General features: G+C 58.2%; 22 protein-coding genes. 9 read left to right on the forward strand and 13 right to left on the reverse strand.

The genetic code is table 11. The features are described 5' to 3' along the window. The first annotated feature begins 174 nt into the window (after positions 1-174). Positions 175-1107 carry a glutathione S-transferase family protein gene (locus tag KDX30_RS07740; protein ID WP_231675429.1) on the forward strand — a complete coding sequence of 311 codons (933 nt, stop codon included), beginning with the start codon at positions 175-177 and terminating at the stop codon, positions 1105-1107. Positions 1108-1284: 177 nt separating this feature from the next. Here KDX30_RS07740 and KDX30_RS07745 read toward each other — a convergent pair whose 3' ends face one another. Both KDX30_RS07745 and yejK read right to left on the reverse strand, forming a co-directional pair. Next, entirely contained in the window at positions 1285-1635 is a 351-nt protein-coding gene (locus tag KDX30_RS07745; protein WP_231675430.1) for a glutaredoxin family protein, read from the reverse strand. A 12-nt stretch (positions 1636-1647) separates the two neighbouring features. Beyond that, the gene (gene yejK / locus KDX30_RS07750) at positions 1648-2649 is read right to left on the reverse strand and encodes a nucleoid-associated protein YejK (protein ID WP_027900722.1); all 1002 of its coding nucleotides are present in this window, start codon (positions 2647-2649) and stop codon (positions 1648-1650) included. Positions 2650-3054: 405 nt separating this feature from the next. Between yejK and KDX30_RS07755 the strand changes: the two genes are divergently transcribed. Then, complete coding sequence (locus tag KDX30_RS07755) at positions 3055-3336, forward strand: HU family DNA-binding protein (RefSeq protein WP_027900723.1); 282 nt, start codon at positions 3055-3057, stop codon at positions 3334-3336. A gap of 189 nt (positions 3337-3525) precedes the next feature. Here the strand turns inward: KDX30_RS07755 and rlmF are convergent, their stop codons facing one another. The 5 genes from rlmF to KDX30_RS07780 all read right to left on the reverse strand — a co-directional run bounded on the left by rlmF (position 3526) and on the right by KDX30_RS07780 (position 10345). Next, on the reverse strand, positions 3526-4548 hold the full coding sequence (gene rlmF / locus KDX30_RS07760) for a 23S rRNA (adenine(1618)-N(6))-methyltransferase RlmF (protein WP_231675431.1): 1023 nt from the start codon (positions 4546-4548) through the stop codon (positions 3526-3528). 195 nt (positions 4549-4743) lie between these two features. Continuing rightward, positions 4744-7590 (reverse strand): valine--tRNA ligase, encoded by a 2847-nt coding sequence (locus KDX30_RS07765; protein WP_122807207.1) that lies wholly within the window; start codon positions 7588-7590, stop codon positions 4744-4746. A gap of 241 nt (positions 7591-7831) precedes the next feature. Next, the gene (locus KDX30_RS07770) at positions 7832-8263 is read right to left on the reverse strand and encodes a DNA polymerase III subunit chi (protein WP_122703920.1); all 432 of its coding nucleotides are present in this window, start codon (positions 8261-8263) and stop codon (positions 7832-7834) included. A 7-nt stretch (positions 8264-8270) separates the two neighbouring features. Next, positions 8271-8699 (reverse strand): DNA polymerase III subunit chi, encoded by a 429-nt coding sequence (locus tag KDX30_RS07775; RefSeq protein WP_099270403.1) that lies wholly within the window; start codon positions 8697-8699, stop codon positions 8271-8273. Positions 8700-8854: 155 nt separating this feature from the next. After that, positions 8855-10345 carry a leucyl aminopeptidase gene (locus KDX30_RS07780; RefSeq protein ID WP_099270402.1) on the reverse strand — a complete coding sequence of 497 codons (1491 nt, stop codon included), beginning with the start codon at positions 10343-10345 and terminating at the stop codon, positions 8855-8857. Between the two features lie 320 nt (positions 10346-10665). Here KDX30_RS07780 and lptF point away from each other — a divergent pair, with 320 nt between their 5' ends. Further along, on the forward strand, positions 10666-11787 hold the full coding sequence (gene lptF / locus KDX30_RS07785; RefSeq protein ID WP_027902260.1) for an LPS export ABC transporter permease LptF: 1122 nt from the start codon (positions 10666-10668) through the stop codon (positions 11785-11787). Continuing rightward, on the forward strand, positions 11780-12841 hold the full coding sequence (gene lptG / locus KDX30_RS07790) for an LPS export ABC transporter permease LptG (RefSeq protein ID WP_027902259.1): 1062 nt from the start codon (positions 11780-11782) through the stop codon (positions 12839-12841). The genes lptF and lptG overlap by 8 nt, the downstream gene beginning before the upstream one ends. A gap of 257 nt (positions 12842-13098) precedes the next feature. On the opposite strand, the gene KDX30_RS07795 is transcribed toward lptG, so the two are convergent. The 6 genes from KDX30_RS07795 to metR form a co-directional block, all read right to left on the reverse strand. Further along, the gene (locus KDX30_RS07795) at positions 13099-13584 is read right to left on the reverse strand and encodes an RDD family protein (protein WP_231675432.1); all 486 of its coding nucleotides are present in this window, start codon (positions 13582-13584) and stop codon (positions 13099-13101) included. A 100-nt stretch (positions 13585-13684) separates the two neighbouring features. Continuing rightward, entirely contained in the window at positions 13685-13897 is a 213-nt protein-coding gene (locus KDX30_RS07800) for a cold-shock protein (RefSeq protein WP_027902257.1), read from the reverse strand. 397 nt (positions 13898-14294) lie between these two features. Next, positions 14295-15419 carry a glycine cleavage system aminomethyltransferase GcvT gene (gene gcvT, locus KDX30_RS07805; RefSeq protein WP_122703924.1) on the reverse strand — a complete coding sequence of 375 codons (1125 nt, stop codon included), beginning with the start codon at positions 15417-15419 and terminating at the stop codon, positions 14295-14297. Between the two features lie 147 nt (positions 15420-15566). Next, the gene (gene gcvP, locus KDX30_RS07810; RefSeq protein ID WP_231675433.1) at positions 15567-18431 is read right to left on the reverse strand and encodes an aminomethyl-transferring glycine dehydrogenase; all 2865 of its coding nucleotides are present in this window, start codon (positions 18429-18431) and stop codon (positions 15567-15569) included. A gap of 10 nt (positions 18432-18441) precedes the next feature. Further along, positions 18442-18825 carry a glycine cleavage system protein GcvH gene (gcvH, locus tag KDX30_RS07815; protein ID WP_095101330.1) on the reverse strand — a complete coding sequence of 128 codons (384 nt, stop codon included), beginning with the start codon at positions 18823-18825 and terminating at the stop codon, positions 18442-18444. Between the two features lie 448 nt (positions 18826-19273). Beyond that, on the reverse strand, positions 19274-20191 hold the full coding sequence (gene metR / locus KDX30_RS07820) for a transcriptional regulator MetR (RefSeq protein WP_231675434.1): 918 nt from the start codon (positions 20189-20191) through the stop codon (positions 19274-19276). A gap of 122 nt (positions 20192-20313) precedes the next feature. On the opposite strand from metR, the gene metE reads away from it, so the two are divergent. From metE to KDX30_RS07845, 5 genes are all read left to right on the forward strand, one after another. Continuing rightward, complete coding sequence (gene metE / locus KDX30_RS07825; RefSeq protein WP_231675435.1) at positions 20314-22626, forward strand: 5-methyltetrahydropteroyltriglutamate--homocysteine S-methyltransferase; 2313 nt, start codon at positions 20314-20316, stop codon at positions 22624-22626. A gap of 247 nt (positions 22627-22873) precedes the next feature. Then, on the forward strand, positions 22874-23866 hold the full coding sequence (locus KDX30_RS07830; protein WP_099270397.1) for an alpha/beta fold hydrolase: 993 nt from the start codon (positions 22874-22876) through the stop codon (positions 23864-23866). 57 nt (positions 23867-23923) lie between these two features. Further along, positions 23924-24571, forward strand: a complete 648-nt coding sequence (locus KDX30_RS07835; RefSeq protein WP_231675436.1) for a DsbA family oxidoreductase — start codon at positions 23924-23926, stop codon at positions 24569-24571. 200 nt (positions 24572-24771) lie between these two features. Then, a complete protein-coding gene (locus KDX30_RS07840; protein WP_049826996.1) occupies positions 24772-25485 on the forward strand; it encodes a GntR family transcriptional regulator in 714 nt (237 codons plus the stop codon). Next, entirely contained in the window at positions 25482-26495 is a 1014-nt protein-coding gene (locus KDX30_RS07845) for an ADP-ribosylglycohydrolase family protein (protein ID WP_231675437.1), read from the forward strand. Before KDX30_RS07840 ends, KDX30_RS07845 begins: the two co-directional genes overlap by 4 nt. Positions 26496-26578 lie beyond the last annotated feature (83 nt).

The raw sequence follows: 26578 nt of genomic DNA on the forward strand, positions 1-26578 counted from the left end.
TTACGACGGCGAAGATGCCGGTTTGTCTGGCGCGCCGCCATTCGCAGCCTTCGGCAGCTCCAGAACACTGTGTTTCGATCAATCGCTGTGATGATTTGCCATCATTGTTGTCGGGTAGGCTCGCTGCCTGTACCCGGTTAAGCTGCTGACTTACCTACCGTTGGAAAGCCAGCCATGACCGACATCATCCTGCACCATTACCCCACCTCGCTGTTCGCTGAAAAAGCCCGTCTGATGCTGGGGTTCAAAGGCCTGTCCTGGCGCTCCGTCACTGTCCCTTCGATCATGCCAAAACCCGATCTGACGGCGCTGACCGGTGGTTATCGCCGAACTCCGGTGCTACAGATCGGCGCTGATATCTACTGCGATACGGCATTGATGGCCCGTCGTCTGGAACAGGAAAAAGCCTCGCCTGCGTTTTTCCCGGAAGGGCAGGAGTTCACGGTCGCCAGCTTTGCAGCGTGGGCCGACTCAGTAATGTTCATGCACGCCGTGAGCCTGGTGTTCCAGCCTGAGTCGCTGGCGGTACGTTTCGCCAAAGTGCCGCCTGAAGGAGTGAAAGCCTTCGTCGCTGATCGCGCTGCGTTGTTCCAGGGCGGCAGTGCAACTCGTTTGCCCGTCGAGCAGGCCAAACACCAATGGCCAACGCTGATGTCCCGGCTGGAGCAGCAACTTGAGCGCAATGGCGACTTCCTGTTTGGCGCACCTTCGATTGCCGACTTCTCTGTTGCCCATACCCTGTGGTTCCTCAAGCAAACCCCTGTGACTGCGCCGTTTGTCGATGATTACCCTGAAGTGGCGGCCTGGCTGGCTCGGGTTCTGGGCTTCGGTCATGGCGCGCCAAGCGAGTTGAGCCCGGCTGAGGCGGTTGAGATCGCTTTGAACGCGACGCCTGCTGCGTTGCCGGATGAGCAGTTTGTTGATCTCAATGGCTTCAAGGCCGGTGATCAAGTGTCCATTTCAGCTGTTGATTACGGCGTGGATCCGGTTGAAGGCGAGCTAGTCTTCAGTGGTCGCGAAGAGTTAATCCTTCGCCGTGAAGACGAGCGGGCGGGTGTGGTGCATGTGCACTTTCCGCGGTTTGGATTTCGAATCGAGAAGGGCTGAGAGAGCCAGCTGTGAATCTACCTGTGGGAGCGAATTCATTCGGGAAGGCGGTGCTTCAGTCGATACAAGGTTGTGGATGTACCGGCCCCTTCGCGAATAAATTCGCTCCCACAGGAAGTGAGCTAGCAGGCCAATGTAGAGTCCCACAGGGTGTTGTCTAGCCTTGGAGCTCCGCGATCACTTCAGCGCCGCCAATATCGCCTCTTCGCTGAAGCCTCTGATGATCGTGCCATTCACATCAATCAACGGGATGCCACGGCCACCCAGCGCTTCATATGCCTTGCGGCCTTCATCTGACTTCTCGATGTCGTACTCCTTGAACGGAATACCTTTGCTGTCGAGGAAACGCCGCGTTTGTTTGCAGTAGCCGCACCACTCGGTCGCGTACATCACCACCCGGGCTTGCGCCTGAGTCTGTGCAGGGATTGCGTCCGAGGGGTTGAAGAAGTGCTCGATCTTGCCCCAGTTCTGATAAACCAATACGACCAGCATGATCAGAGCGAACTTCTTCAGGGTGCGTAGCAACATGCTCGTGTGTCCTCAGCGGCGCTTGAGCTGATCAGTCAGTTGCGTTGGCAGACCTTTGATGATCAATGTACCGGCGGCTTCGTCGTATTCGATCTTGTCGCCCAGCAGATGCGCTTCAAAGCTGATCGACAGGCCTTCTGCGCGGCCGGTGAAGCGGCGGAACTGGTTGAGGGTGCGCTTATCGGCAGGGATCTCCGGCGACAGGCCGTAGTCCTTGTTGCGGATGTGATCGTAGAACGCGCGTGGGCGCTCTTCGTCGATCAGGCCGGAGAGTTCTTCCAGGCCCATGGGCTCACCCATTTTGCTCTGGCTGCTGGCGTAGTCGACCAGGGTCTTGGTTTTCTCCCGGGCGGAATCTTCCGGCAGATCTTCGCTTTCGACGAAGTCGCTGAAGGCCTTGAGCAGGGTGCGGGTTTCGCCAGGGCCGTCGACGCCTTCCTGGCAACCGATGAAGTCGCGGAAGTATTCCGAGACCTTCTTGCCGTTCTTGCCCTTGATGAACGAGATGTACTGCTTGGACATCTTGTTGTTCTGCCATTCGGACACGTTGATCCGCGCCGCAAGGTGCAGTTGACCAAGGTCCAGATGGCGTGACGGGGTCACGTCGAGGGTTTCGCTCACGGCCACGCCTTCGCTGTGGTGCAGCAGGGCGATGACCAGATAATCCGTCATGCCTTGTTGATAGTGAGCAAACAGCACGTGGCCGCCGACGGACAGGTTGGATTCTTCCATCAGCTTTTGCAGGTGCTCTACTGCGACCCGGCTGAATGCCGTGAAGTCTTTGCCGCCGTCCATGTACTCCTTCAGCCAGCCGCTGAACGGATGCGCGCCAGACTCGGCGTGGAAGAATCCCCAGGCCTTGCCCTGTTTGGCGTTATAGCTTTCGTTGAGGTCGGCCAGCATGTTCTCGATGGCTTGAGACTCAGCGAGTTCGGAGTCGCGTGCGTGGAGAACTGCGGGCGTGCCGTCGGGTTTCTTGTCGATCAGGTGGACGATGCAATGACGGATCGGCATGGGTTTCTCGGCTGGTTGTGAGCGGAATACTGACGAGCGGCGCTGCTCGATTTACGGCACGCAGTGTAACGCACCCGAGACGTGAAACGAGGCTGAACCCCTTGGTTTTAGCTCTCATGAGGTGTCCGAACCGCTTTTTTTCGGTTCAAACGGGAGAAACCTGTCCAAACGGGTAGGTTAGTGCGGATATTTGCTCGGCTCTGTGCTAGTTTTGCCCCGTCTTGTGCAGCATAGCGCGCCAAGCACCGCAGTTTGTGTGCGTTTGGGCCGAACCAATGCCCGGTTTCAGTATCTACACTTCGCGATTAATCGTGGCTGCTACTGGAGGGTCGGGTTCATTATCCGGCTCCAGGCCGACGCTGCACTCTGCAATCCAAATGAATTTGATAGGGAAGGAACACCACCATGGCTCTGACTAAAGACCAATTGATCGCCGATATCGCAGAAGCTATCGACGCGCCAAAAACCACCGCGCGTAATGCTCTTGAGCAATTGGGCCAAATTGTTGCCGACCAACTGGAAAACGGCGCTGAAATCACTCTGCCGGGTATCGGCAAACTGAAAGTAGCCGAGCGTCCAGCTCGCACTGGCCGCAACCCTTCGACTGGCGCTGCCATCGAAATCGCTGCCAAGAAAGTCATCAAGTTCGTACCAGCTAAAGTGCTGAACGACTCGATCAACAAGTAAGCACACGCTTGCTGTTGAAAAAGCCGTGCACCGGTTAACCGGGCACGGCTTTTTTGTGTCTGTCTATTGGAAATGCGGGCCTGTGGGAGCGAATTTATTCGCGAAGAGGTCGGTACATTCAATGCACATCTATCGTGAGTAACGCCGTCTTCGCGAATAAATTCGCTCCCACAGGTGAGTACCGGTTGTTTATTTCAACACCCAGCGCTCCAGCCGCCACGCCTCCTGTTTAGCCTTGTCATGAAACGTCCACGCCACGAAGCGGCTTTGCTTCTGGCCCTGGCCCATCTCGATCACCTGGCTTTCAAACACTCCTGCTTTTTTCAGTGTGCTTTGAATCATTGGCAGGTTGGACGCCTTTGAAACCAGCGTGCTGAACCACAACACCTGTTTAGCTGATTGGGTGCTTTCTTTGATCAGTTGAGTGACGAAGCCGATCTCGCCGCCTTCACACCACAACTCCTGCGATTGCCCGCCGAAGTTGAGTACCGGAAGTTTTCGTTTCGGGTCCGCCTTGCCCAACGCCCGCCATTTACGCTGGCTGCCGCGCTGTGCTTCTTCCAGAGACGAGTGGAAGGGCGGGTTGCAGAGGCTCACTTCGAAGCGTTCATCGTCGCTCAGCAGGCCCAGCAGGATCTGATTGCGATTGGTTTGCTGACGCAGGCTGATGGCTTTGCTCAGGTTGTTGGACTTGATGATCGCAGTGGCAGCTGCAACGGCGGTGGTGTCGATTTCCGAGCCCAGGAATTGCCAGCCATAGTCGCTATGACCGATCAGTGGATAGACGCAGTTGGCGCCTGTGCCGACGTCCAGTGCCTTGATCGAGGCACCGCGTGGGATAACGCCTTCGTTGCGCTCAGCCAGCAGGTCGGCGAGGAAGTGCAGGTAGTCGGCGCGGCCCGGAATCGGCGGGCACAGGTAGTCGGCCGGGATATCCCAGTGGGCGATGCCGTAAAACGACTTGAGTAGCGCCCGGTTGAACACGCGTACGGCGGCCGGGTTGGCGAAGTCGATGCTTTCCTTGCCATACGGATTGGTGATCAGAAACTGCCCCAGTTCCGGGCTGCTTTTGATCAGCTTGGGAAAATCGTAATGGCCTTGATGGCGATTGCGTGGGTGCAAAGTCGCTTTTTCACGGGGCTCGGCGGGTTTGCCTGGCTGCGCCGGTTTAGGCTTTTTGCGGGGTGGTTTTGGCTTGTCTGGAGTAGTCATGACCAATTCAATTCTGGAGAGAGCACAAAACCCTGTAGGAGTGACCGGGGTGGCGCTCCACCTTGCTCGTGATAGCAGTTTGTCAGGTGTGAATGACAGACCGCTATCGCGAGCAAGGTGGAGCGCCACCCCGGTCGCTCCTACAGGGTTCGTTGTTGTCGGCCAGCCTTGGGGAAGGCTGGCTGACTGTTTTATTTACAAGCTCGCAATCCGCGCATGCTGCTCAGCCAGCTTGCCCAAGGCCTGTTCGGCCTCGGCCATCTTCGCGCGTTCCTTGGCGATGACCTCAGGCGGTGCCTTGTCAACGAAGGCAGCGTTGGACAGCTTGCCGCCGACCCGTTGCACTTCGCCTTGCAGGCGCAGGATTTCCTTGTCCAGACGCGCCAGCTCGGCATCTTTGTCGATCAGGCCAGCCATTGGCACCAGCACTTCCATTTCACCCACCAGACCGGTAGCCGACAGCGGTGCTTCTGCGCCTGCTTCCAGTACGGTGATGGATTCCAGCTTGGCCAGTTTCTTCAGCAGGTAATCGTTCTCCTGCAGGCGACGCAGGTCTTCGGCGTTGACGTTCTTGAGGAACAGTTGCAACGGCTTGCCCGGACCGATGTTCATTTCGCCACGGATGTTACGGGTGGCGAGCATCAGGCCCTTGAGCCATTCGATGTCGTCTTCGGCGGCTTGATCGATGCGCGCTTCATTGGCCACTGGCCAAGGCTGCAGCATGATGGTTTTGCCTTCTGCACCGGCCAGCGGCGCGAGGCGCTGCCAGATTTCTTCGGTGATGAACGGCATGAACGGATGCGCCAGACGCAGCGCAACTTCCAGCACGCGAACCAGCGTACGGCGGGTGCCACGCTGACGTTCAACCGGGGCATTCTCGTCCCACAGCACCGGCTTGGACAGTTCCAGATACCAGTCGCAGTACTGGTTCCAGATGAACTCGTACAGCGCCTGAGCCGCGAGGTCGAAACGGAATTGATCCAGTTGACGGGTCACTTCGGCTTCGGTGCGCTGCAGTTGCGAGATGATCCAGCGATCAGCCAGGGACAGTTCGACTTCTTCGCCGTTCTGGCCACAGTCTTCGCCTTTGTCCAGCACGTAGCGTGCGGCGTTCCAGATCTTGTTGCAGAAGTTGCGATAGCCCTCAACGCGGCCCATGTCGAACTTGATGTCGCGACCGGTAGACGCCAGCGAGCAGAAGGTGAAGCGCAGGGCGTCGGTGCCGTAGCTGGCGATACCGTCAGCGAACTCGTCGCGAGTCTGCTTTTCAATTTTCTTCGCCAGTTTCGGCTGCATCATGCCGGAGGTGCGTTTCTGCACCAGGTCTTCCAGCTCGATGCCGTCGATGATGTCCAGCGGGTCGAGGACGTTGCCCTTGGACTTGGACATCTTCTGACCTTGGCCATCTCGGACCAGACCGTGCACATACACCGTCTTGAACGGCACTTGCGGCGTGCCGTCTTCGTCTTTCACCAGATGCATGGTGAGCATGATCATCCGGGCAACCCAGAAGAAAATGATGTCGAAGCCAGTAACCAGTACGTCGGTGGAGTGGAAGGTTTCCAGCGCTTTGGTCTTTTCCGGCCAGCCTAGGGTGGAGAAGGTCCACAAGCCCGAACTGAACCAGGTGTCGAGTACGTCGTTGTCCTGTTGCAGCGCAACGTCGGGGCCCAGGTTGTTCTTGGCACGTACTTCGGCTTCATCGCGACCGACGTATACCTTGCCGGACTCGTCGTACCAGGCCGGGATGCGGTGGCCCCACCAGAGTTGACGGCTGATGCACCAGTCCTGGATGTCACGCATCCACGAGAAATACATGTTTTCGTACTGCTTGGGCACGAAGGCGATGCGGCCGTCTTCAACTGCAGCGATAGCCGGTTCAGCCAAAGGCTTGGTAGACACGTACCACTGGTCAGTCAGCCACGGCTCGATGATGGTGCCGGAGCGGTCGCCTTTCGGGACTTTCAGGGCGTGATCGTCGACGCTGACCAGCAGGCCGGCGGCGTCGAATGCAGCAACGATCTGCTTGCGCGCTTCGAAACGGTCAAGACCTGCGTATTCGGCGGGCAGGGTTCCGTCTACGGTTTCGTTCAGGGTGCCGTCGAGGTTGAACACCTGAGCGGCGGCCAGTACGTTGGCGTTCTTGTCGAAGATATTCAGCAGCGGCAGGTTGTGGCGCTTGCCGACTTCGTAGTCGTTGAAATCGTGGGCCGGGGTGATTTTCACGCAGCCGGTGCCGAATTCCGGGTCGCAGTATTCATCTGCAATGATCGGGATGCGGCGGCCAACCAGTGGCAGCTCAACGAACTTGCCGATCAGCGCTTTGTAACGCTCGTCTTCCGGGTTAACGGCGACGGCGGCATCACCGAGCATGGTTTCCGGACGCGTGGTGGCAACGATCAGATAATCCAGACCGTCAGCGGTTTTCGCGCCGTCAGCCAGTGGATAACGCAGGTTCCACAGGAAACCTTTCTCGTCGTGGTTCTCCACTTCCAGGTCGGAAATAGCGGTGTGCAGTTTGGTGTCCCAGTTGACCAGACGCTTGCCGCGATAGATCAGGCCGTCTTCATGCAGACGTACGAAAGCTTCTTTAACCGCGTCCGACAGGCCGTCGTCCATGGTGAAGCGCTCACGGCTCCAGTCAACGGACGAGCCCAGGCGGCGGATCTGACGGCTGATGTTGCCGCCGGACTGATCTTTCCATTCCCAGATTTTCTCCAGGAATTTTTCGCGGCCCAGATCGTGACGGTTCAGGCCTTGCGCTTCGATCTGACGCTCTACCAGCATTTGCGTGGCGATACCGGCGTGGTCGGTGCCCGGTTGCCACAGGGTGTTGCGACCCTGCATGCGGCGGAAACGGATCAAGGCGTCCATGATCGCGTTATTGAAACCATGGCCCATGTGCAGGCTGCCGGTGACGTTCGGCGGCGGGATCATGATGGTGTACGAGTCACCCGCGCCTTGTGGGGCGAAGTAATTCTCGGATTCCCAGGTTTGATACCAGGAAGTTTCAATAGCGTGCGGCTGGTAGGTCTTGTCCATGCGCGGCGGGAACCTATTGCTGTAATTCGGGAAAGCCGACAAGTATAGCGGGGATGAACGGCTGGGCGTAGAGCGGGGCGATGATGGGTGACGCAAAATTGGGTTATGTGTGAATCAGATACTGAATTTTCGACTGTTAAGGCTTTTTCGCGAATGAATTCGCTCCCACAGGTAAATGCGGTTACCCCTGTGGGAGCGAATTCATTCGCGAATGCATCAGTCCAGGCGCCGCCGTGGTTATTTAATTCTGATACTGGCTCAGCAGCCGTTCCATCCGCGCTTCAAGACGGCGTTTGATTTCCGTCTCGATATGCGGCGCGAAGTCGTCGATGACGTCCTGCATGATCAACTGGGCGGCGGCGCGCAGCTCCGAGTCCAGATGCAACAGAGCATCTTCTTTTGATCTTGCCTGCGCCGGAGCAGCAGCCACGGGCGTTTCGACGGGTTGTGCGACAGGCTCAGGTGTCAGGGTTGGAATATCGGCCTCATCTTCATCGCCGAAATCCAGTTCCTGGTGCAGTGCCGGTTTTGCGCCCACCACATCGAACAGCAAAGGGATCTGCCCTTCGCCATGAGTGGGCGGTTGCTGGGAGTCATCGCCGAGCAGTTGGCGGATCGACTCGAGGTCGTCCAGCAAATGGGCGGAGTTTTTCAGAGGGTTTGAATTATCCATCGTGTGCTCAAAGCCGCTGTAGTCGGTGATCTTGCAGAGGATAGCCCTGTTCACGATAGAAACGAAAACTCTCTCGTGCGGCCAGTCGTATGGCGGGGTCTTCCACCACTATTTCCGCCACGCGGGCGAAACGTTTGAAAAATTCGGGGATGCGCAGGTCCAGATTGACCAGCAGATCCTGATGTTGCCCCGGGTCTTCTCCGAGGCCCAGCACCACTGGCGCGACCTGATCGTCTTCAGCGTCACCGTGGGGAATAAAAGTTTCGCCCTTGAAGCGCCATAGCCGGGCATCCAGATCTTCACGCTGCGCGGCATCGCTGCAATGCAGGTAAATCCGATGGCCCATGCGCCAGGCTTTCTCCGTGAGCTTGCAGGCGAAGTCCAGACGTGCCGAAGGATCGGGGCTGGGGAGAATGTAGAAATCGACTTGTGTCATGTAGGTTCCAGGTCGCGGGGCGCTTGTCAAACATCACATGAAACGCAGTTTCCGGTAGGAGCGAACTTGTTCGCGAGGCGTAATAAATGCGTTTGCAGGTCTATCGCCTCGCGAACAAGTTCGCTCCTACCGGGCTGTTAACGCCCCCGGTTTCCTCACGCGCCGGCGCGGTCGAGCAGGTACTGGGTCAACAACGGAACCGGACGGCCGGTGGCGCCCTTGTCCTTGCCGCCGCTCAGCCAGGCTGTGCCGGCGATGTCCAGGTGCGCCCAGTCATAGGTTTTGGTGAAGCGCGACAGGAAGCAGGCTGCGGTGATGGTGCCGCCTTTCGGGCCACCAATGTTGGCGATGTCGGCGAACGGGCTGTCCAGTTGCTCCTGATATTCGTCGAACAACGGCAATTGCCATGCACGGTCGTCGGCAAACTTGCCAGCGTCGAGCAACTGATTGATCAGTGCATCGTTGTTGCCCAGCAGACCGGATGTGTGACCGCCCAATGCCACGACGCAAGCGCCGGTCAGCGTAGCGATGTCGATCACGGCCTGAGGCTTGAAGCGTTCGGCGTAGGTCAACGCATCACACAGCACCAGACGGCCTTCGGCGTCAGTGTTGAGAATTTCCACGGTCTGACCGCTCATGGTGGTGACGATATCGCCTGGACGCGTCGCGGTGCCGCTCGGCATGTTTTCCGCGGCGGCGATGACGCATACCAGATTGATCGGCAGTTGCAGTTCCAGCACGGCGCGCAGAGTACCGAACACGCTGGCAGCGCCACACATGTCGAACTTCATCTCGTCCATGCCCGCAGCAGGCTTGATGCTGATGCCGCCGGTATCAAAAGTGATGCCTTTACCGACCAGCACGAAAGGCTTTTCGCTTTTCTTGCCGCCGGAGTAGTTCATCACGATCAGGCGTGGCGGCTGAGCGCTGCCCTGTGCCACGGCGAGGAACGAACCCATGCCCAGTTCGGCGAGTTTCTTCTCGTCGTGAACTTCAACCTTGAGGTTCTTGTGTGCTTTACCCAGCGCCTTGGCCTGTTCGCCCAGATAAACCGGGTGGCAGACGTTAGGCGGCATGTTGCCCAGATCGCGAGTGAACGCCATGCCAGCGGCGATGGCCTGTGCATGAGTAGCTGCACGCTCTACATCGGCGACGCTGATCTTGTCGGTCAGCAAGGTGACCTTTTTCAGCGCTTTGGCTTCGGCTTTCTTGCTCTTGAAACGATCAAAAACATATTCGCCGTCGGCGAGGGTTTCTACCAGCAGACGTGCCTTGCCGTAGGTATCCCGGCTTTTGACGACGACCTGATCCAGGGCGATGGCTGCGTCGCTGCCGCCCAAACCTTTAAGAGTCGACAGCACGGCGCTGATGACTTTCTTGAATTGACGGTCAGACAATTCCGCTTCTTTACCGGTGCCGACCAGCAAAACGCGCTCGGCTTTCAAATTGGGCAGGTTGTGCAGGAGCAGGGTTTGAGCCACTTTGCCGGCCAGATCGCCACGTTTGAGCACTGCACTGATGGCGCCGCCGCTGAGCGCGTCTACGGTTTTTGCAGCGTCGCTGAGCGCGCGGCCTTCGCCTACGGCGACTACCAGGGTCGCGGTTTTCAAGGTTTCTGGGCTTACGCTTTTAACAACCAATTCCATGTCGGGGTCCCCGAATAAACGATGAGCTATCGCGAAATGAATGACGTGCGCGGCAGGGAGCGGGTGTTTCGCATCAACATGCCAACGACAAGGCCCGCAGTTTGACCCCGCCACGGGATCGCTGACAACCCCGGAAAACATGTGAATGTGGCTCTGTGCAGGACGTTTCCGAGAGAACTATCCGGAGCACGCAGTGACAGAGGACCTCATTCACAGGATAATGCCGCATATTTTTTGGCAGACCTGTGTTGAATCTGCCGCCACTGCTAGTACCTTTTCTTGTCTGGCTGCCTGAGCCTGGCGACCCTGGAGTGTCTGGTTTGATCGTCTTTCGTTATCTGTCCCGAGAAGTGCTGGTTACCCTGAGCGCTGTGAGCGCCGTGTTGTTGGTAATCATCATGAGCGGACGCTTCATCAAGTACCTCGCGCAGGCTGCGTCCGGGGCACTGGATCCGGGCGTACTGTTCATGATCATGGGCTTTCGTATGCCCGGCTTCCTGCAACTGATCCTGCCGCTGGGTCTGTTTCTGGGGATTCTGCTGGCTTACGGTCGGCTTTACCTTGAAAGCGAAATGACTGTTCTTGCCGCGACCGGCATGAGCCAGCAGCGTTTGCTGTGGATGACCATGGCACCGGCGACCGTGGTGGCGCTGCTGGTAGCCTGGCTGAGTTTTAGCCTGGCACCGCAAGGCGCGACCCAGTTCTCCCTGCTTATTAACAAGCAGGACGCGATGACCGAATTCGATACGTTAGTGCCAGGCCGCTTCCAGGCGCTACGCGATGGTACTCGCGTCACTTATACCCAGGAGCTTTCCGAAGACCGTTCGAATCTGGGCGGCGTGTTCATTTCGGAAAAGCGTGTCTCCTCCGACAAGAGCAAGGATCGCGGGATTACCGTTCTGGTGGCAGAAAAAGGCCACCAGGAGATCAAGCCGGACGGCAACCGCTTCCTGATCCTGGAGAACGGCTATCGCTATGACGGCAATCCGGGTGAGGCCAATTATCGGGCGATCAAGTACGACACTTATGGCGCGATGCTGCCCAAGCCGGACATCAGCGACGAGATCACTGACCGCGAAGCCATTCCGACCTCCGACCTGTTCGGCAGCGATGTCTTGCGCAATAAAGCCGAACTGCAGTGGCGTATCTCGCTGCCGATTCTGGTGTTCATCGTGACCTTGATGGCAGTGCCGCTGTCCCGCGTCAACCCGCGTCAGGGTCGTTATCTGAAGCTGCTGCCTGCAATCCTTCTCTATATGGCTTACCTGACCATGCTGATCGCGGTGCGCGGTGCACTGGAGAAAGGCAAGCTGCCAATGGCGCTGGGAATCTGGTGGGTGCATGTGCTGTTTCTGTTGATCGGCCTTGGGCTTTTGTACTGGGAGCCGCTGCGCTTGAAGATGGCGAGTCGCCGCAGCGCGTCGGAGGTGGCTCATGGTTAAGCTCGATCGTTACATTGGCAAAAGCGTTTTCGTTGCCATCCTGGCGGTTCTCGGGATCATTCTCGGTCTGGCGTCGTTGTTCGCCTTTATCGATGAAATGGGTGACATCAGCGACAGCTACACCTTGCTGGATGCCAGCAGCTTCGTATTGATGACTGCGCCACGGCGTGTGTATGAAATGCTGCCAATGGCGGCGCTGATTGGCTGCCTGATCGGCCTGGGCAGCCTGGCCAGCAGCAGCGAACTGACGATCATGCGTGCCGCTGGCGTGTCTATCGGCCGTATCGTCTGGGCGGTCATGAAACCAATGCTGGTGCTGATGATTGCCGGTGTACTGATCGGCGAATACGTAGCTCCCGCAGCCGAGAACCAGGCTCAGGCCAACCGTTCTCTGGCGCAGGGCAGTGGTGATGCGCAAAGTGCACGCCACGGTATGTGGCACCGTCAGGGCGATGAGTTCATTCACATCAACTCAGTGCAACCTAACGGCATTCTGTACGGCGTGACACGGTATCGTTTCGACAATGAGCGTCACATGCTCAGCGCCAGCTTCGCCAGACAGGCCAAGTTCAACGAAGATCACTGGTCGTTGAACGACATCTCCACCACCTTCTTCCGCGATGGCAGCACCGAGGTGATCAAGACCGCTGACGAGCGTTGGGACGTTGCGCTGAGTCCGCAGTTGCTCAGCACGGTTGTCATGCCGCCCGACTCGCTGTCGATCACCGGTTTGTGGCAATACGCGCACTACCTGGCCGATCAAGGCCTGAGCAATGGCCGTTACTGGCTGGCGTTCTGGACCAAGGTTCTGCAGCCGCTGGTAACCGTCGCGTTGGTGTTGATGGCGATTTCCTTCATCTTCGGTCCGCTGCGCTCCGTGACGCTGGGCCAGCGGGTGTTCACCGGCGTGCTGGTGGGGTTCACCTTCCGCATCGTGCAGGACCTGCTGGGGCCATCGAGCCTTGTGTTCGGCTTCTCGCCGTTATTTGCAGTGCTGGTGCCTGCGGGTGTCTGTGCATTGGCCGGGGTGCTGTTGTTGCGCAGGGCCGGGTAAGGTTCGCAGCTGTGAAAAAGCCGACTTCGTGTCGGCTTTTTTGTGTGTGCAGTTAAGTACCGTGGCGAACTTACTACAGCTGCCGCGGGCAAGCGCGCTCCTACATAACCGCGCGCTCCGGTAGGAGCGAACTTGTTCGCGAGGCGGTCAGCCTGAATCGCCGCATCAAGCCCGTTCGCCAACAAGTTGCCTCCTACCGGATCGCGATCCGGCTGTAGGGATCTAATGGCACCACCCACCCGCAAAGATGAGCTGTTCTACCGCTTCTTCGGCACCCGCACCAACTGGCTATTGGAATACAGGTCATGCCAGCTACGATTCCGCTTATCAAACAACGCCCAGATAAACCCCAGCCCTAAACACAGCCACGATGCGATGGACACCATGAAGCGCAGCAGCGCTTGCAGCAGACTGATTCCGCTGCCATCGGCGTTCTGCACGCGGATGCCCCACACCTGCATGCCCAGCGTTTGCCCTGAGTGAGTCCAGAATTTCGCGAAGAAACCAAATATCACCAGCAGCAAAATCGTAGACAGGAATGGGTCGCCGTCCAGCGAGCCTGATTCCGACATCGCCTTCAGTCGGGCCTCGCCAATGAACGCCATCAACACCAGCTTGTAGATAAAGGCTGTGACCAGCAGCAGAGCAAAGCACAGCAGCGCGTCGTAGAAAATCGCAGCAAGGCGACGGCCCAGGCTCGCGGGCGGGAAGTCACCTTGCGGGCTAAGCAGGTGTCGGGACATGGCAGCGGTTCTCAATCATCGAAAGCGTGCATGTTACTGACTCGCGCCCACAAAAAAGCCCCCTGATATCAATACCAGGGGGCTTTTCATGTTCCAAGGCTTACGCTTCGGCTTGAACTTCGTCAGCCTGCATACCTTTCTGGCCTTGCACCGCAACGAAAGTCACTTTCTGACCTTCTTTCAGGCTCTTGAAGCCGTTGCCCTGAATAGCGCGGAAGTGCACAAACAGATCCGGACCGCTTTCTGGAGTGATAAAACCAAAACCTTTCTCGTCGTTAAACCACTTGACGGTACCGCTCTGACGTTCAGCCATTTTCTTATTCCCTGGAACTTGAATTGATGACAGCCTCTTTCACATGAAAGAGTACTGGGCTGGTTGCAGGAATTAAGAAGCGTAGAGCGGGTTGTAGCAAACTTGGCGCTACTGCCCAGGTCCCGATTCAGCGACCCATGCAAACACAGTTGAGAAACTCTACGCTAACTCTTATTACAAACACAAGCCCCTGTCTGGTGCCCGGATTCAGGCGGTTTCGCGGCGTTTTAAAATATTTACCAGTTATCAGGAATCGATAGTTTTTTACTGTTAGGCGCACTCTTCGAGTGCGCTGTTTTGGCTATTACGCTGCTGTTTAGTGCGTGTAATACAAGCGGCTGATATAGGCGTTAGCCGCCGTATTTTTTTGACGCCGTTAATCAGCCGCGACTGGCACTTACCCGCGATAGTAGCGTTGTGCAACGAAAGGCATTTTGCTGACCAGCATCGGTACTTGCTTGCCGCGCACTACCGCCCAGACTTGAGTGTCCAGTGCGGTAAACGCGCTGTTCAAATAACCCATCGCCAAAGGACCGCCAAGGCTGGGGCCGAAGCCGCCGCTGCATACGGTGCCAATCGAGTTGCCGTGGGCATCGACAATATCTGTGCCTTCGCGCACAGGCGTGCGTTCCTGTGGCAACAGGCCAACGCGTTTGCGGGCTGGGGCGGTCTGTTGTTGAGCAAAGATCTGCTCGGCACCGGGGAAGCCGCCGGCACGAGCGCCATCAGCGCGGCGAACTTTGGAAATAGCCCACAGCAGGCTGGCTTCAATGGGGGTTGTCTCGGTGTTCATGTCGTGGCCGTAAAGGCACAAGCCTGCTTCCAGACGCAGCGAGTCGCGCGCACCCAGGCCAATCGGGGCCACTTCCGGTTCATCCAGCAAGCGCCGGGCCAGGGTTTCAGCCTGATCGGCCGGTACAGAAATCTCGTAGCCGTCTTCGCCAGTGTAGCCCGAGCGGCTGACGTAGCAGTCCACGCCCAGCAACTGCACGCTGGCGAACTGCATGAAGGTCATTTTTGCGACTTCCGGCGCCAGACGCGCCAGCACGGTCACAGCCTGCGGACCCTGAAGGGCGAGCAGGGCGCGCTCTTCAAACAGGGGCTGGATTTCACAATGCTCACCCAGATGTTTCTGCAGGTGGGCAAGGTCGTCGTTCTTGCAGGCAGCGTTGACCACCAGCATCAGTTGGTCATTGCCGAGATTGGCGACCATCAGATCGTCAAGGATGCCGCCGGTGTTGTTGGTGAACATTGCGTAACGCTGCATGCCGACGGGCAGGTCAATGATGTCCACCGGCACCAGAGCTTCCAGTGCCTTGGCGGCATCGGCACCGCTCAGGCGAATCTGGCCCATGTGCGACACATCAAACAACCCGGCTTTTTCCCGGGTGTGCAGGTGTTCTTTCATCACGCCCGCCGGGTATTGCACCGGCATGTCGTAGCCCGCGAAAGGCACCATTTTGGCACCCAGTTCACGGTGCAGGGCGTGGAGCGGGGTGGTGAGCAGTTGTTCGGTTGTCATGGTTCAATCCTTTTGAAGAGGCGGATGAAATCCCTGTAGGAGCTGCCGCAGGCTGCGATCACCTGCGGAGCAGGTGTCAGAGGGTCGAAGACCGTTCCGGTCTTTTCGCAGCCTTCGGCAGCTCCTACAAAGGAGTTGCGCAATGAATCACGCCTCTTGATAGCTCTCGATGGACGGGCAGGCACAGATCAGGTTGCGGTCGCCAAACACGTTGTCGACGCGGCCAACCGGTGGCCAGTATTTGCCATCGATCAAGGACTCAACTGGATACACCGCTTGCTCGCGGCTGTAAGGATGGGTCCATTCGCCGACGATTTCCGCCGCAGTGTGCGGGGCGTTTTTCAGCGGGTTGTCTTCCTTGTCCAGTACGCCGCTTTCCACTGCGCGGATCTCTTCGCGGATCTTGATCATGGCGTCGCAGAAGCGGTCCAGCTCTTCTCTGGATTCACTTTCGGTCGGCTCGATCATCAAGGTGCCAGCAACCGGGAACGACATGGTCGGTGCGTGGAAGCCAAAGTCGATCAGGCGCTTGGCGACGTCATCAACGCTGATGCCGCTGGTTTCTTTCAGCGGACGCAGGTCGAGGATGCATTCGTGAGCCACCAGACCGCTGCTGCCGGTGTAGAGCACCGGGTAGTGTTCTTCAAGGCGGCGAGAAATGTAGTTGGCGTTGAGGATCGCCAGTTGCGAGGCGCGTTTCAGGCCTTCGCCGCCCATCATGCTGATGTACATCCAGGTGATTGGCAGGATGCTCGCGCTGCCGAACGGTGCTGCACAGACTGCGCCTTCCTTGCGGGCCATGGTCGCGTGGCCCGGCAGGAACGGGGTCAGATGCGACTTGACGCCAATCGGGCCAACGCCCGGGCCGCCACCGCCGTGCGGGATGCAGAAGGTTTTGTGCAGGTTCAGGTGGGAAACGTCGCCGCCGAACTTGCCCGGTGCGCAGAGGCCGACCATGGCGTTCATGTTGGCGCCGTCGATGTAAACCTGGCCGCCGTTGTCGTGAACGATAGCGCAGATCTCGCGGATGCCTTCTTCAAACACGCCGTGGGTCGACGGGTAGGTGATCATGATCGCGGCCAGATGATCGCGGTGCTCGATGGCCTTGGCGCGCAGGTCTTCGATGTCGACGTTGCCACGCGAATCGCACGCTGTCACAACAACGCGCATGCCAGCCATGTTGGCGGTGGCCGGGTTGGTGCCGTGAGCAGATTGCGGGATCAGGCAGATGTCGCGGCGCTCGTCGCCCCGGCTCTGGTGATAGGCACGGATCGCCAGCAGGCCGGCGTATTCACCTTGAGAGCCCGCGTTAGGCTGCAGCGAGATCGAGTCGTAACCGGTGGCTGCGCAAAGCATCGCTTCCAGTTCGTCGGTCAGTTGCTGGTAGCCAGCGCTTTGGTCCGCAGGTGCAAACGGGTGCAGGTTGCCGAACTCAGCCCAGGTCACCGGGATCATTTCGCTGGCTGCGTTGAGCTTCATGGTGCACGAGCCCAGCGGGATCATGGTGCGATCCAGCGCCAGGTCCTTGTCGGCCAGTTTGCGCAGGTAGCGCATCAACTCGGTTTCAGAGTGATAGCGGTTGAACACCGGGTGGCTGAGGATCGCCGACTCGCGCAACAGTGCTTGCGGCAGGCGAGCTTCAACACTTTGTTCCAGTGCTGCGAAGTCCGGCAGGGTTTGCCCGTCACCGGCAAAGATCGCCCACAGGTCTTCGACCGATGCTTGCGAGGTGGTTTCGTCCAGCGACAGGCCAAGACGCTGAGCGTCGATTTCCCGCAGGTTGATCTGCTGGGCGCGTGCTTTGGCATGCAGCGCTGCGGTATCAGCGCCGGTGTTCACAGTCACGCTGTCGAAGAAGTATTGCTGTTCGACGTTCAGGCCCAGCTGGCTCAAACCCTTGGCGAAAATTGCAGTCAGGTGATGCACGCGGTTGGCGATTTGCGTCAGGCCGCGTGGGCCGTGATAAACGGCGTACATGCTGGCGATGTTGGCCAGCAGCACTTGGGCGGTGCAGATGTTGCTGGTGGCTTTCTCGCGACGGATATGTTGCTCGCGGGTCTGCATGGCCAGACGCAAGGCCTGCTTGCCGTGACGGTCCACGGAAACACCGACCAGACGGCCAGGCATGTCGCGCTTGTACGCATCTTTAGTCGAGAAGTAAGCAGCATGCGGGCCGCCGAAACCCAGTGGCACGCCAAAACGCTGGGCGCTGCCGATGGCCACGTCTGCACCGAACTCACCGGGCGGCGTCAGCAGGGTCAGGGCCAGCAGGTCTGCCGCGACGGCCACCAGAGCGTTGGCAGCATGGAAGCGTTCAACCAGTTCGCGGTAGTCGAACAGGTCGCCGTTGCTGGCAGGGTATTGCAACAGGGCGCCGAAGAACGGGCTGACGTCGGTCAGCTCTGCTTCATCAGCCACTACGACGGAGATGCCCAGTGGCTCGGCGCGAGTGCGCAGCACGTCGAGGGTTTGCGGATGGCAGTGGCTGGAAGCGAAGAACTGGTGGCTGCTCTTGTTCTTGCTCAGGCGTTTGCAGAAGGTCATGGCTTCTGCAGCGGCGGTGGCTTCATCGAGCAGCGAGGCGTTGGCGATTGGCAGGCCGGTCAGGTCGCTGATCAGGGTCTGGAAGTTCAGCAGCGATTCCAGACGGCCTTGGGAAATTTCTGGCTGATAAGGCGTGTAGGCGGTGTACCAGGCCGGGTTTTCCAGCAGGTTGCGCAGGATCGGCGCAGGCGTGTGGGTGTTGTAGTAACCCTGACCGATGTAGGTCTTGAACAGCTGGTTCTTGCTTGCGATGGCTTTGATCGACGCCAGTGCGTCTGCTTCGCTCAGGCCTGGCTGCATGCCCAGAACGCTGGTGCCTTTGATGCTTTCCGGGATGACGCTGGCGCTCAGGGCTTCCAGCGAATCAAAGCCCAGGGTTTGCAGCATGGCCTGTTCGTCAGCGGCGCGTGGGCCTATGTGACGGGCGATGAACTCGTTGGCGGTGTTCAATTGAATACGGTCAGTCATGGTCTGCTCCTCAGGCTTCGGCGTTGGCTTTGATCAGGCGGTCGTAGGCGTCCTGATCAAGCAGGCTATCGATAGCGCTGGCGTCTTGGGGAATGAAGCGGAAGAACCAGCCGGCGCCCAGGGCGTCTTCATTGACCAGTTCTGGAGTGGCGTCGAGGGCCTGGTTGACTTCAACCACTTCGCCATCGAGCGGCATGTTGATGCTGCTGGCTGCTTTTACCGATTCGACGACCGAGGCTTCGGCGTCTTTGGCGTAGGTCTGCAGCTCAGGAAGTTGCACGTAAACCACATCACCCAGAGATTCTTGCGCGTAAGGCGTGATGCCTACCGTGACACTGCCATCGGCTTCGGCCCGCAGCCATTCGTGATCGACGGTGAATCGCAACTCGCTCATAGATACTCCTAAGGTGACTTTGATGCTCGCGGCAGGCCCGAGCATTGATGACAAACACTTAGCAAATATGCGGCCAGTTTTATTTTTGTTATATAAATCAGCTAGTTATATGATATCGAATATCTAGCAATGATTTGCGGTGTAGCGAAATCGATACAACCTGTATCCGGTTACAAACTTTCGACGGATCAGAGCCTTGGCGGCGGCGGGCATGCCAATTTCGTATTGAAATCGTTACGGTGTATTGAAATCGATACGATTGTGGGGGCCGTTGCTGGCACTGGCTGAACGAAGTCCTGTGGGAGCGAATTCATTCGCGAATGGGCCGGTACATTCAATACATCTCTTTCTTCTGGAATTCCGCTTTCGCGAATGAATTCGCTCCCACCGTGATCAGCGTTTGCATGCCAACATAGAATCGCCCACAGGTTCTGCGTCGTTCACACCATCACCGCACCGCACTCACCCCATCCAGCGTCGAGAACGACGTGTCCTTGGCAGTCAGCAGGAAGTCGCGCATGTAGGGCGCGTCCAGCATGTCGGTTCGCACTCCGGCATAGAGTGTAGCGAACAAACCTTTTTCGCCCAGGCGTTTGCCTTTCACATAGCCTCGCGAGCTGTATTCATGCAATGCCCAGTGGGGCATGCCACAGACGCCACGGCCGCTGGCGACCAGTTGCATCATCATGACGGTGAGTTCCGATGTGCGCACCTGCGCCGGTTCGATGTCGGCGGGTTCAAGGAAGCGCGTGAAGATATCCAGCCGATCCCGTTCCACGGGGTAAGTGATCAGGGTTTCCTTGATCAGGTCTTCGGGCACGATGTACGGCTTGCTCGCCAATGTGTGCTGATTGGCAACCGCCAGCATGGCCTCGTAGGTAAACAACGGCACGTAGGTAATGCCCACCAGTTCAAGCGGATCGGACGTCACCACCAGATCCAGATCTCCTCTGGCCAGAGCAGGCAAGGGTGCGAAGGCAAAGCCGGAAGCCAGGTCCAGTTCGACTTCCGGCCAGGCGTCGCGGAACTGGTCGATGGTTGGCATCAGCCATTGAAAACAGCTGTGGCACTCGATCGCCATGTGCAAACGCCCGGCGGTGCCGCCCGCCAGTCGGGCAATGTCCCGTTCAGCGCCACGCAATTGTGGCAGCACCGAGTCCGCCAGTTGCAGCAGGCGCAGCCCGGCGCTGGTAAAGCGTACGGGTTTGGTTTTACGCACAAACAACTGCATGCCCATTCGCTCTTCCAGTTCCTTGAACTGGTGGGACAACGCTGATTGCGTCAGATGCAGGCGCTCGGCGGCTTCCACAAGGCTATCGGCCTCGCGCAAGGCATGCAGGGTTTTCAGATGGCGTATCTCAAGCATCTCGTCTCGCAGACATCTCTGCGCTCCATGAATGAATTTTGTGATCAACACGAAAACAATGAGTTTGTCTCACGTTGGTCCGGCTGTCGACAATGGCGTCATATTTCGACAGGAGCTTCATCATGGCCTTGGCCCACAATCTTGGTTTCCCGCGCATCGGCGCTGACCGTGAACTTAAAAAAGCGCTGGAAGCGTACTGGAAAGGCGATATCGATCAGTACGGTTTGCGCACAGTAGGCCGTGATCTGCGGGCCACCCATTGGCAACTGCAAAAAGATGCGGGTATCGAACTGCTGCCGGTGGGCGACTTCGCCTGGTACGACCAAGTGTTGAGCCACTCGCTGGCATTCGGTGTGGTGCCTGAGCGCTTCGCTGATACACGAGATTTCCGAGGTTTGCCGACACTGGACACCTTGTTCGCCATGGCCCGTGGTGCTGAAAGCTGCTGCGGTACACATGTTCAGGGGCATGGCCAGCAGCAATATGCTCAGGAACTGACCAAGTGGTTCGACACCAACTACCACTATCTGGTCCCGGAATTTACCCAGGATCAGCGCTTCCAGTTGAGCTGGGAGCAGTTGTTCGAAGAAGTGGATGAAGCCCGCGCTCTGGGTCACAAGGTCAAGCCGGTAATCATCGGCCCGTTGACTTACCTGTGGCTGGGCAAGGCCAAGGGTGAACTTTTCGACAAGCTCGACCTGCTGGAGCGCCTGCTTCCTGTTTACGGCGAAATCCTCGGTCGTCTGGCCGGGCAGGGTGTGGAGTGGGTGCAGATCGATGAGCCTATCCTCACACTGGACCTGCCTCAGGACTGGAAAAATGCCTTCGAGCGCGCTTATCACAGTCTGCAATATTCACCGCTGAAAAAGCTCATCGCGACTTACTTCGGTGGTCTGGAAGACAACCTTGGGCTGGCGGCTTCTTTGCCGGTGGACGGTTTGCACATCGACCTGGTACGTGCGCCGGACCAACTGGCTGCCGTGCTGGATCGCTTGCCGACTTACAAAGTGCTGTCGCTGGGTGTGGTCAACGGGCGAAATGTCTGGCGCTGTGATCTCGAGCAAGCACTGGATCAGTTGCGTGAAGCGCAGCAGCGTTTTGGCGACAATCTCTGGGTAGCCGGCTCCTGCTCCTTGTTGCACAGCCCGGTTGACCTGGGTCGTGAAGACAAGCTCGATGTCGAACTCAAGAGCTGGCTGGCGTTCGCCGTGCAGAAGTGTGGTGAAATTTCGCTGCTCACCAAGGCTTTGAATGATCCCGACAGTGTAGAAGGCGCGTTGGCCGAAAGCCGCGCGGTACAAGCTAGCCGCGTGCAGTCGTCGCGTATTCACAAGCCGCAGGTCCAGGCACGTATCGCTGCGATCACAGCGGAGGACAGCCAGCGCCAATCTGCTTTCGCCGAACGTATCGAGCAGCAACGCCAGCGTCTGGACTTGCCTGCGTTTCCGACGACGACTATTGGCTCATTCCCACAGACTGCGTCGATTCGTCTGGCGCGTCAGTCGTTCAAGCAGGGCAAGCTGTCGGCCAATGATTACCACGATGCCATGCGTCACGAGATTCGCCATGCCGTGCAGATTCAGGAACGCCTGGGGCTGGACGTATTGGTGCACGGCGAGGCCGAACGCAACGACATGGTCGAGTACTTCGCCGAGCAACTGGACGGTTATGCATTTACCCGCTTTGGCTGGGTGCAGAGTTACGGTTCGCGCTGCGTAAAACCGGCGGTGATTTTTGGCGACCTGAGTCGCCCGCAGGCCATGACTGTGGACTGGATCAGCTATGCACAAAGCCTGACCGACAAGCTGATGAAGGGCATGCTGACGGGGCCGGTGACTATGTTGATGTGGTCGTTCCCACGGGAAGACGTGTCCCGCAAAGTGCAGGCGCAACAGCTGGCATTGGCGATTCGTGATGAAGTGGTGGACCTGGAAGCGGCCGGAATCAAGATCGTGCAGATCGACGAAGCCGCCTTCCGCGAAGGCTTGCCGCTGCGCCGGGCGCAATGGCAGGAATATCTGGATTGGGCCGTTGAAGCGTTTCGCTTGTGTGCCAGCGGTGTGCGGGACGAAACGCAGATTCACACCCATATGTGCTACAGCGAATTCAACGACGTGATCGAGTCCATCGCGGCGATGGATGCCGACGTGATCACTATCGAAACCTCGCGCTCGGACATGGAGTTGCTGGAGGCTTTCAAAGCGTTCGACTACCCGAATGACATTGGTCCCGGTGTTTACGACATTCACTCGCCACGCGTGCCGGGTACGGATGAGATGGTGCGATTGATGAGCAAGGCCGTGCAGCATGTGCCTGCCGAGCGCTTGTGGGTCAACCCGGATTGCGGCCTGAAAACCCGTGCCTGGCCCGAAACCGAGGCGGCATTGGTGAACATGGTGGCCGCAGCGCGGAAACTGCGCAGCCAGTTGGCCTGAAGCTTCAAAGGTGACTGCGCATCCTGTGGGAGCGAATTTATTCGGGAAGGCGGCATTCCAATCGATAAACAGGCTGCGGATGTACCGGCCTCTTCGCGAATGAATTCGCTCCTACGGGATTGTGCGGTTGGCTCGAAAACGACCGCTCAGCCCCCTTCATCAAACTGTCACGTAACTGTGGCAGCGCGCTTTGCAAAACTTCATCACACTCGCTGCCTACTGGGGATTTGTTTGTCGGTGTTTCTTAATGCGCGTTCTTCTTTTTCTGGCCGCACTTTTGTGCGGCTTGCCGTCTTTTGCGGCCTCCAAATGTGATGTCAATGTTCCTGTGCAGATAGCCGCGCTCAAAGAAGTGCGGCTCGCCTATCAGAGTATCGGCAGCGAATCCGACCCAGCGTTGCTGCTGGTCATGGGGCTGGGTGGTCAGTTGATTCACTGGCCTGACGAAGTCGTGGCTGCTCTGTGTCAGCAGGGTTATCGGGTCATTCGCTATGACAACCGTGACGTCGGTCTGTCGACCTGGAACGCTCCGCCAGCCAATGCCAACCTCGCCTATGAAGTGCTGCGCTACAAGCTGGGCTTGCAAGTGTCTGCACCGTATTCATTGACCGACATGGCTGACGATGCGCTGGGGCTGATGGATGCCCTGCAGATTCGCCAGTTTCATGTATTAGGCGCGAGCATGGGCGGCATGATTGCGCAGCATCTGGCGGATCTCGCACCGCAGCGCGTCGAGAGCCTGACCCTGATCATGACCAGCTCCGGAGCGCAGGGTTTACCGATGCCCAATCCCGCGTTGCTGCAGTTGCTGGCTAAACGTGGTGCGCCTAATCGCGAAGCAGCACTGGAACAACAGGCTGATTTGCTCGCGGCGCTGGGCAGTCCGGAGGTCAAGGATGATCGCGCAATGCTGTTGCAGCAAGCTGCTGCGTCCTACGACCGGGCTTTCAATCCTGAAGGCGTAAAGCGTCAGATCCTGGCGATTCTTGCTGAGCCGAGCCGGGTGGAATTGCTTGACCGTCTTCGCCTGCCGGTGCTGGTGGTGCACGGCACCGCCGACCCGCTATTGCCGGTCATGCACGGTGTGCATGTGGCGGCGCACATTCGCGGCAGCCAATTGCGGCTGATTCCAGGCTTGGCGCACCGCTTTCAGGAGGCCTTCAAAGCGCCCTTGCTGGCAGCCGTGTTGCCTTACTTACGTGCGCAGCACGACGACGGTCGCAACATGGCTCAGCTTTGAACAACCTCCCGACTTAGGCGTATCGTGGTGGCTTTCTTTATCCAGAGAGAGCCTGCCATGAGCACTCCGCTAAAAATCGATTTCGTTTCCGATGTGTCCTGCCCTTGGTGCGTGGTCGGCCTGAGAGCCTTGAACGACGCCCTGGCTGAGCTGGGCGATGAAGTGCGCGCACAGATTCATTTCCAGCCTTTTGAGCTGAACCCGAACATGCCTGCTGAAGGGCAGGACCTGAACGAGCACATCTTCGAGAAATACGGTTCGACGCCTGAACAGTCTGCCGCCAACCGGGAAAATATTCGTCAGCGTGGGGCCGAGCTAGGCTTCACTTTCACTCAGGGTAACCGCCGCATCTACAACACGTTTGACGCCCATCGGCTGCTGCATTGGGCCGAGCTTGAAGGCAAGCAAAAAGCGTTGAAGGAAGCATTGTTCGCGGCTTATTTCACAGACCTTGCTGATCCGTCCAGCCATCGCGTGTTGGCTGATGTTGCGCAGAAAGTCGGCCTTGATCGAGTGCGTGCAGAGGCGATTCTGAGCAGCGATCAATTTGCCGCCGAAGTCCGCGAGCAAGAGCAATTGTGGGTTTCACGAGGCATCAGCTCGGTGCCGACGATTGTCTTCAATGACCAATATGCAGTATCGGGCGGGCAGCCGGTTGAGGTGTTTGTGGGTGCCATTCGTCAGATATTGGGCGAGGGGAAGTAACCGGATATTCGCTATAGATTCTTCGGGATCTATCTCGGTAGGAGCGAATTTATTCGCGAAAGGGCTGGTCTGGTCGACAGAGTTTCTGTCCTGTATGCCACCGCCTTCGCGAATGAATTCGCTCCCACACACATAAACTCTGGTTTCCTCCGTGAAATAAATGTTGCCGACCAAGGCAGCTTTCGGTTATCACTTTGTACATGATTAGACATGTCCGATTTGATAAAAAACAACGCGTAGTGGATGAGCTTGCACGACGCATCGAATGTGGCCAGCTAGAGTCGGGCAATCTGTTGCCGGGCGAGCATCTGCTGGCGCAGGAATTCGATGTCAGTCGCGGCACGTTGCGTGAAGCCCTCGCCGAACTCAAACGACGCAATTACATCGCCACCCAGTCGGGTGTCGGTTCGATTGTGACCTACGACGGCATCAGCCTTGATCAGCGCAGCGGCTGGGCGCAGGCGTTGGCTGATACCGGAGCGAGGGTTACTACCGAAATCCTGCGCGTCGTGCAGGTCGAGCGGGCAGACCTGCACAGCCGCTTTGGCACCGTCCACTTCATCGCTATTGACCGTCGGCGCAGCGCTGCCGATGGCAGCGTGGTTTCCCTTGAACGGGCGTTGGTCCCGGCTATCGAAGGGCTGGAAAACCTGCCCGACACCGGCTTGATCGAGGACTCCCTGACCATCACGCTGGCGGCTCACGGCTTCGTCGGTGATCGTGGTGATCAATGGATCGGCGCCGAGCCGCTGAGCTCCGACGATGCGATGTTAATGATGCGCAAGCCGGGCAGCGTTTTCCTCAAGGCTATCCGTACAACTTACGATCGACAAGAGCGCTTCATGGAGCACGTGGAGAGCTTGCTGGACCCGGTGCATTTCAGGATGCATCTGGCGTTCGGAGGTCAGTCATGAGCCTTGTCGACACAACCGATCGCGCCTTGGGGGCGTTCTACGGGCTGGCCTTGGGCGATGCCCTGGGCATGCCGACCCAATCGTTGAGTCGTGCTCAGATCGAGGCGCGTTTCGGTCGAATCCTGACCTTGATGGCCGCCGATGCTGATCAACCCATTGCGCCGAATATGCCCGCAGGGTCAATCACCGATGACACCGAGCAGGCTGTATTGGTCGGCGAATTGCTGGTGGCTGGGGCAGGGCGCATCAACCCTTCTGATCTGGCTCAAAGCCTGATCGACTGGGAAGCGGTGATGCAGGCCAAGGGGTCACAGGATCTGCTGGGCCCTTCCACCAAGCGCGCCATCGGAATGATTCTTGCGGGTCACAGCCCTGAAGAGTCAGGCCGGTTTGGCACCACCAACGGTGCCGCGATGCGTATCACCCCGGTGGGCATTGCCGCCAACATTGCCGACCCGCAGCGGTTTATTGCTTCGGTAGTCCAGGCCTGTCAGGTCACCCATAACACCACCCTTGGGATTTCCAGTGCTGCTGCAGTGGCCGGTGCCGTTTCCGCCGGGATCAACGGTGCGAGCCTGAGCGATGCGCTGAAGCTCGGCATCGTCGCCGCCAAACTGGGCGAGCAGCACGGTCATTGGGTCGCGGGCGGGCGCGTCGGGGCACGTATCGAATGGGCGCAACAGTTGTGCGCCGATTGCGATAACGAGGCACTGCCGGATTTGCTCTACGACGTGATCGGCACCTCGGTGGCGTCACAGGAATCGGTGGTCGCAGCCTTCGCTCTGGCGCAGCAAGTCGCAGTGGATCGTTTGTCGGCATTTGAAGCGCTGTGCATGGCAGCCAGCCTCGGCGGCGACACCGACACCATCGCGGCGATTCTCGGCGCAATTCTGGGTGCCAGTCAGGGTTTGCGAGCCTGGCCACCGGTGCTGATTGATCAGGTCAAACGCGTTAACGGGCTGGAGCTGACGGCTCTGGTCGAGGGACTGCTGGCCTTGCGTTCAGCCTGAGTTTGCTGATGTGAAGAATGTTGACGCCGCGCGGGCAACCGTTGTGGCGCCAGGCATCCGGCTGTCCCGACAGCCACACATGA

It is taken from the genome of Pseudomonas quasicaspiana (genome assembly GCF_021147825.1).
GTDB lineage: Bacteria > Pseudomonadota > Gammaproteobacteria > Pseudomonadales > Pseudomonadaceae > Aquipseudomonas > Aquipseudomonas quasicaspiana.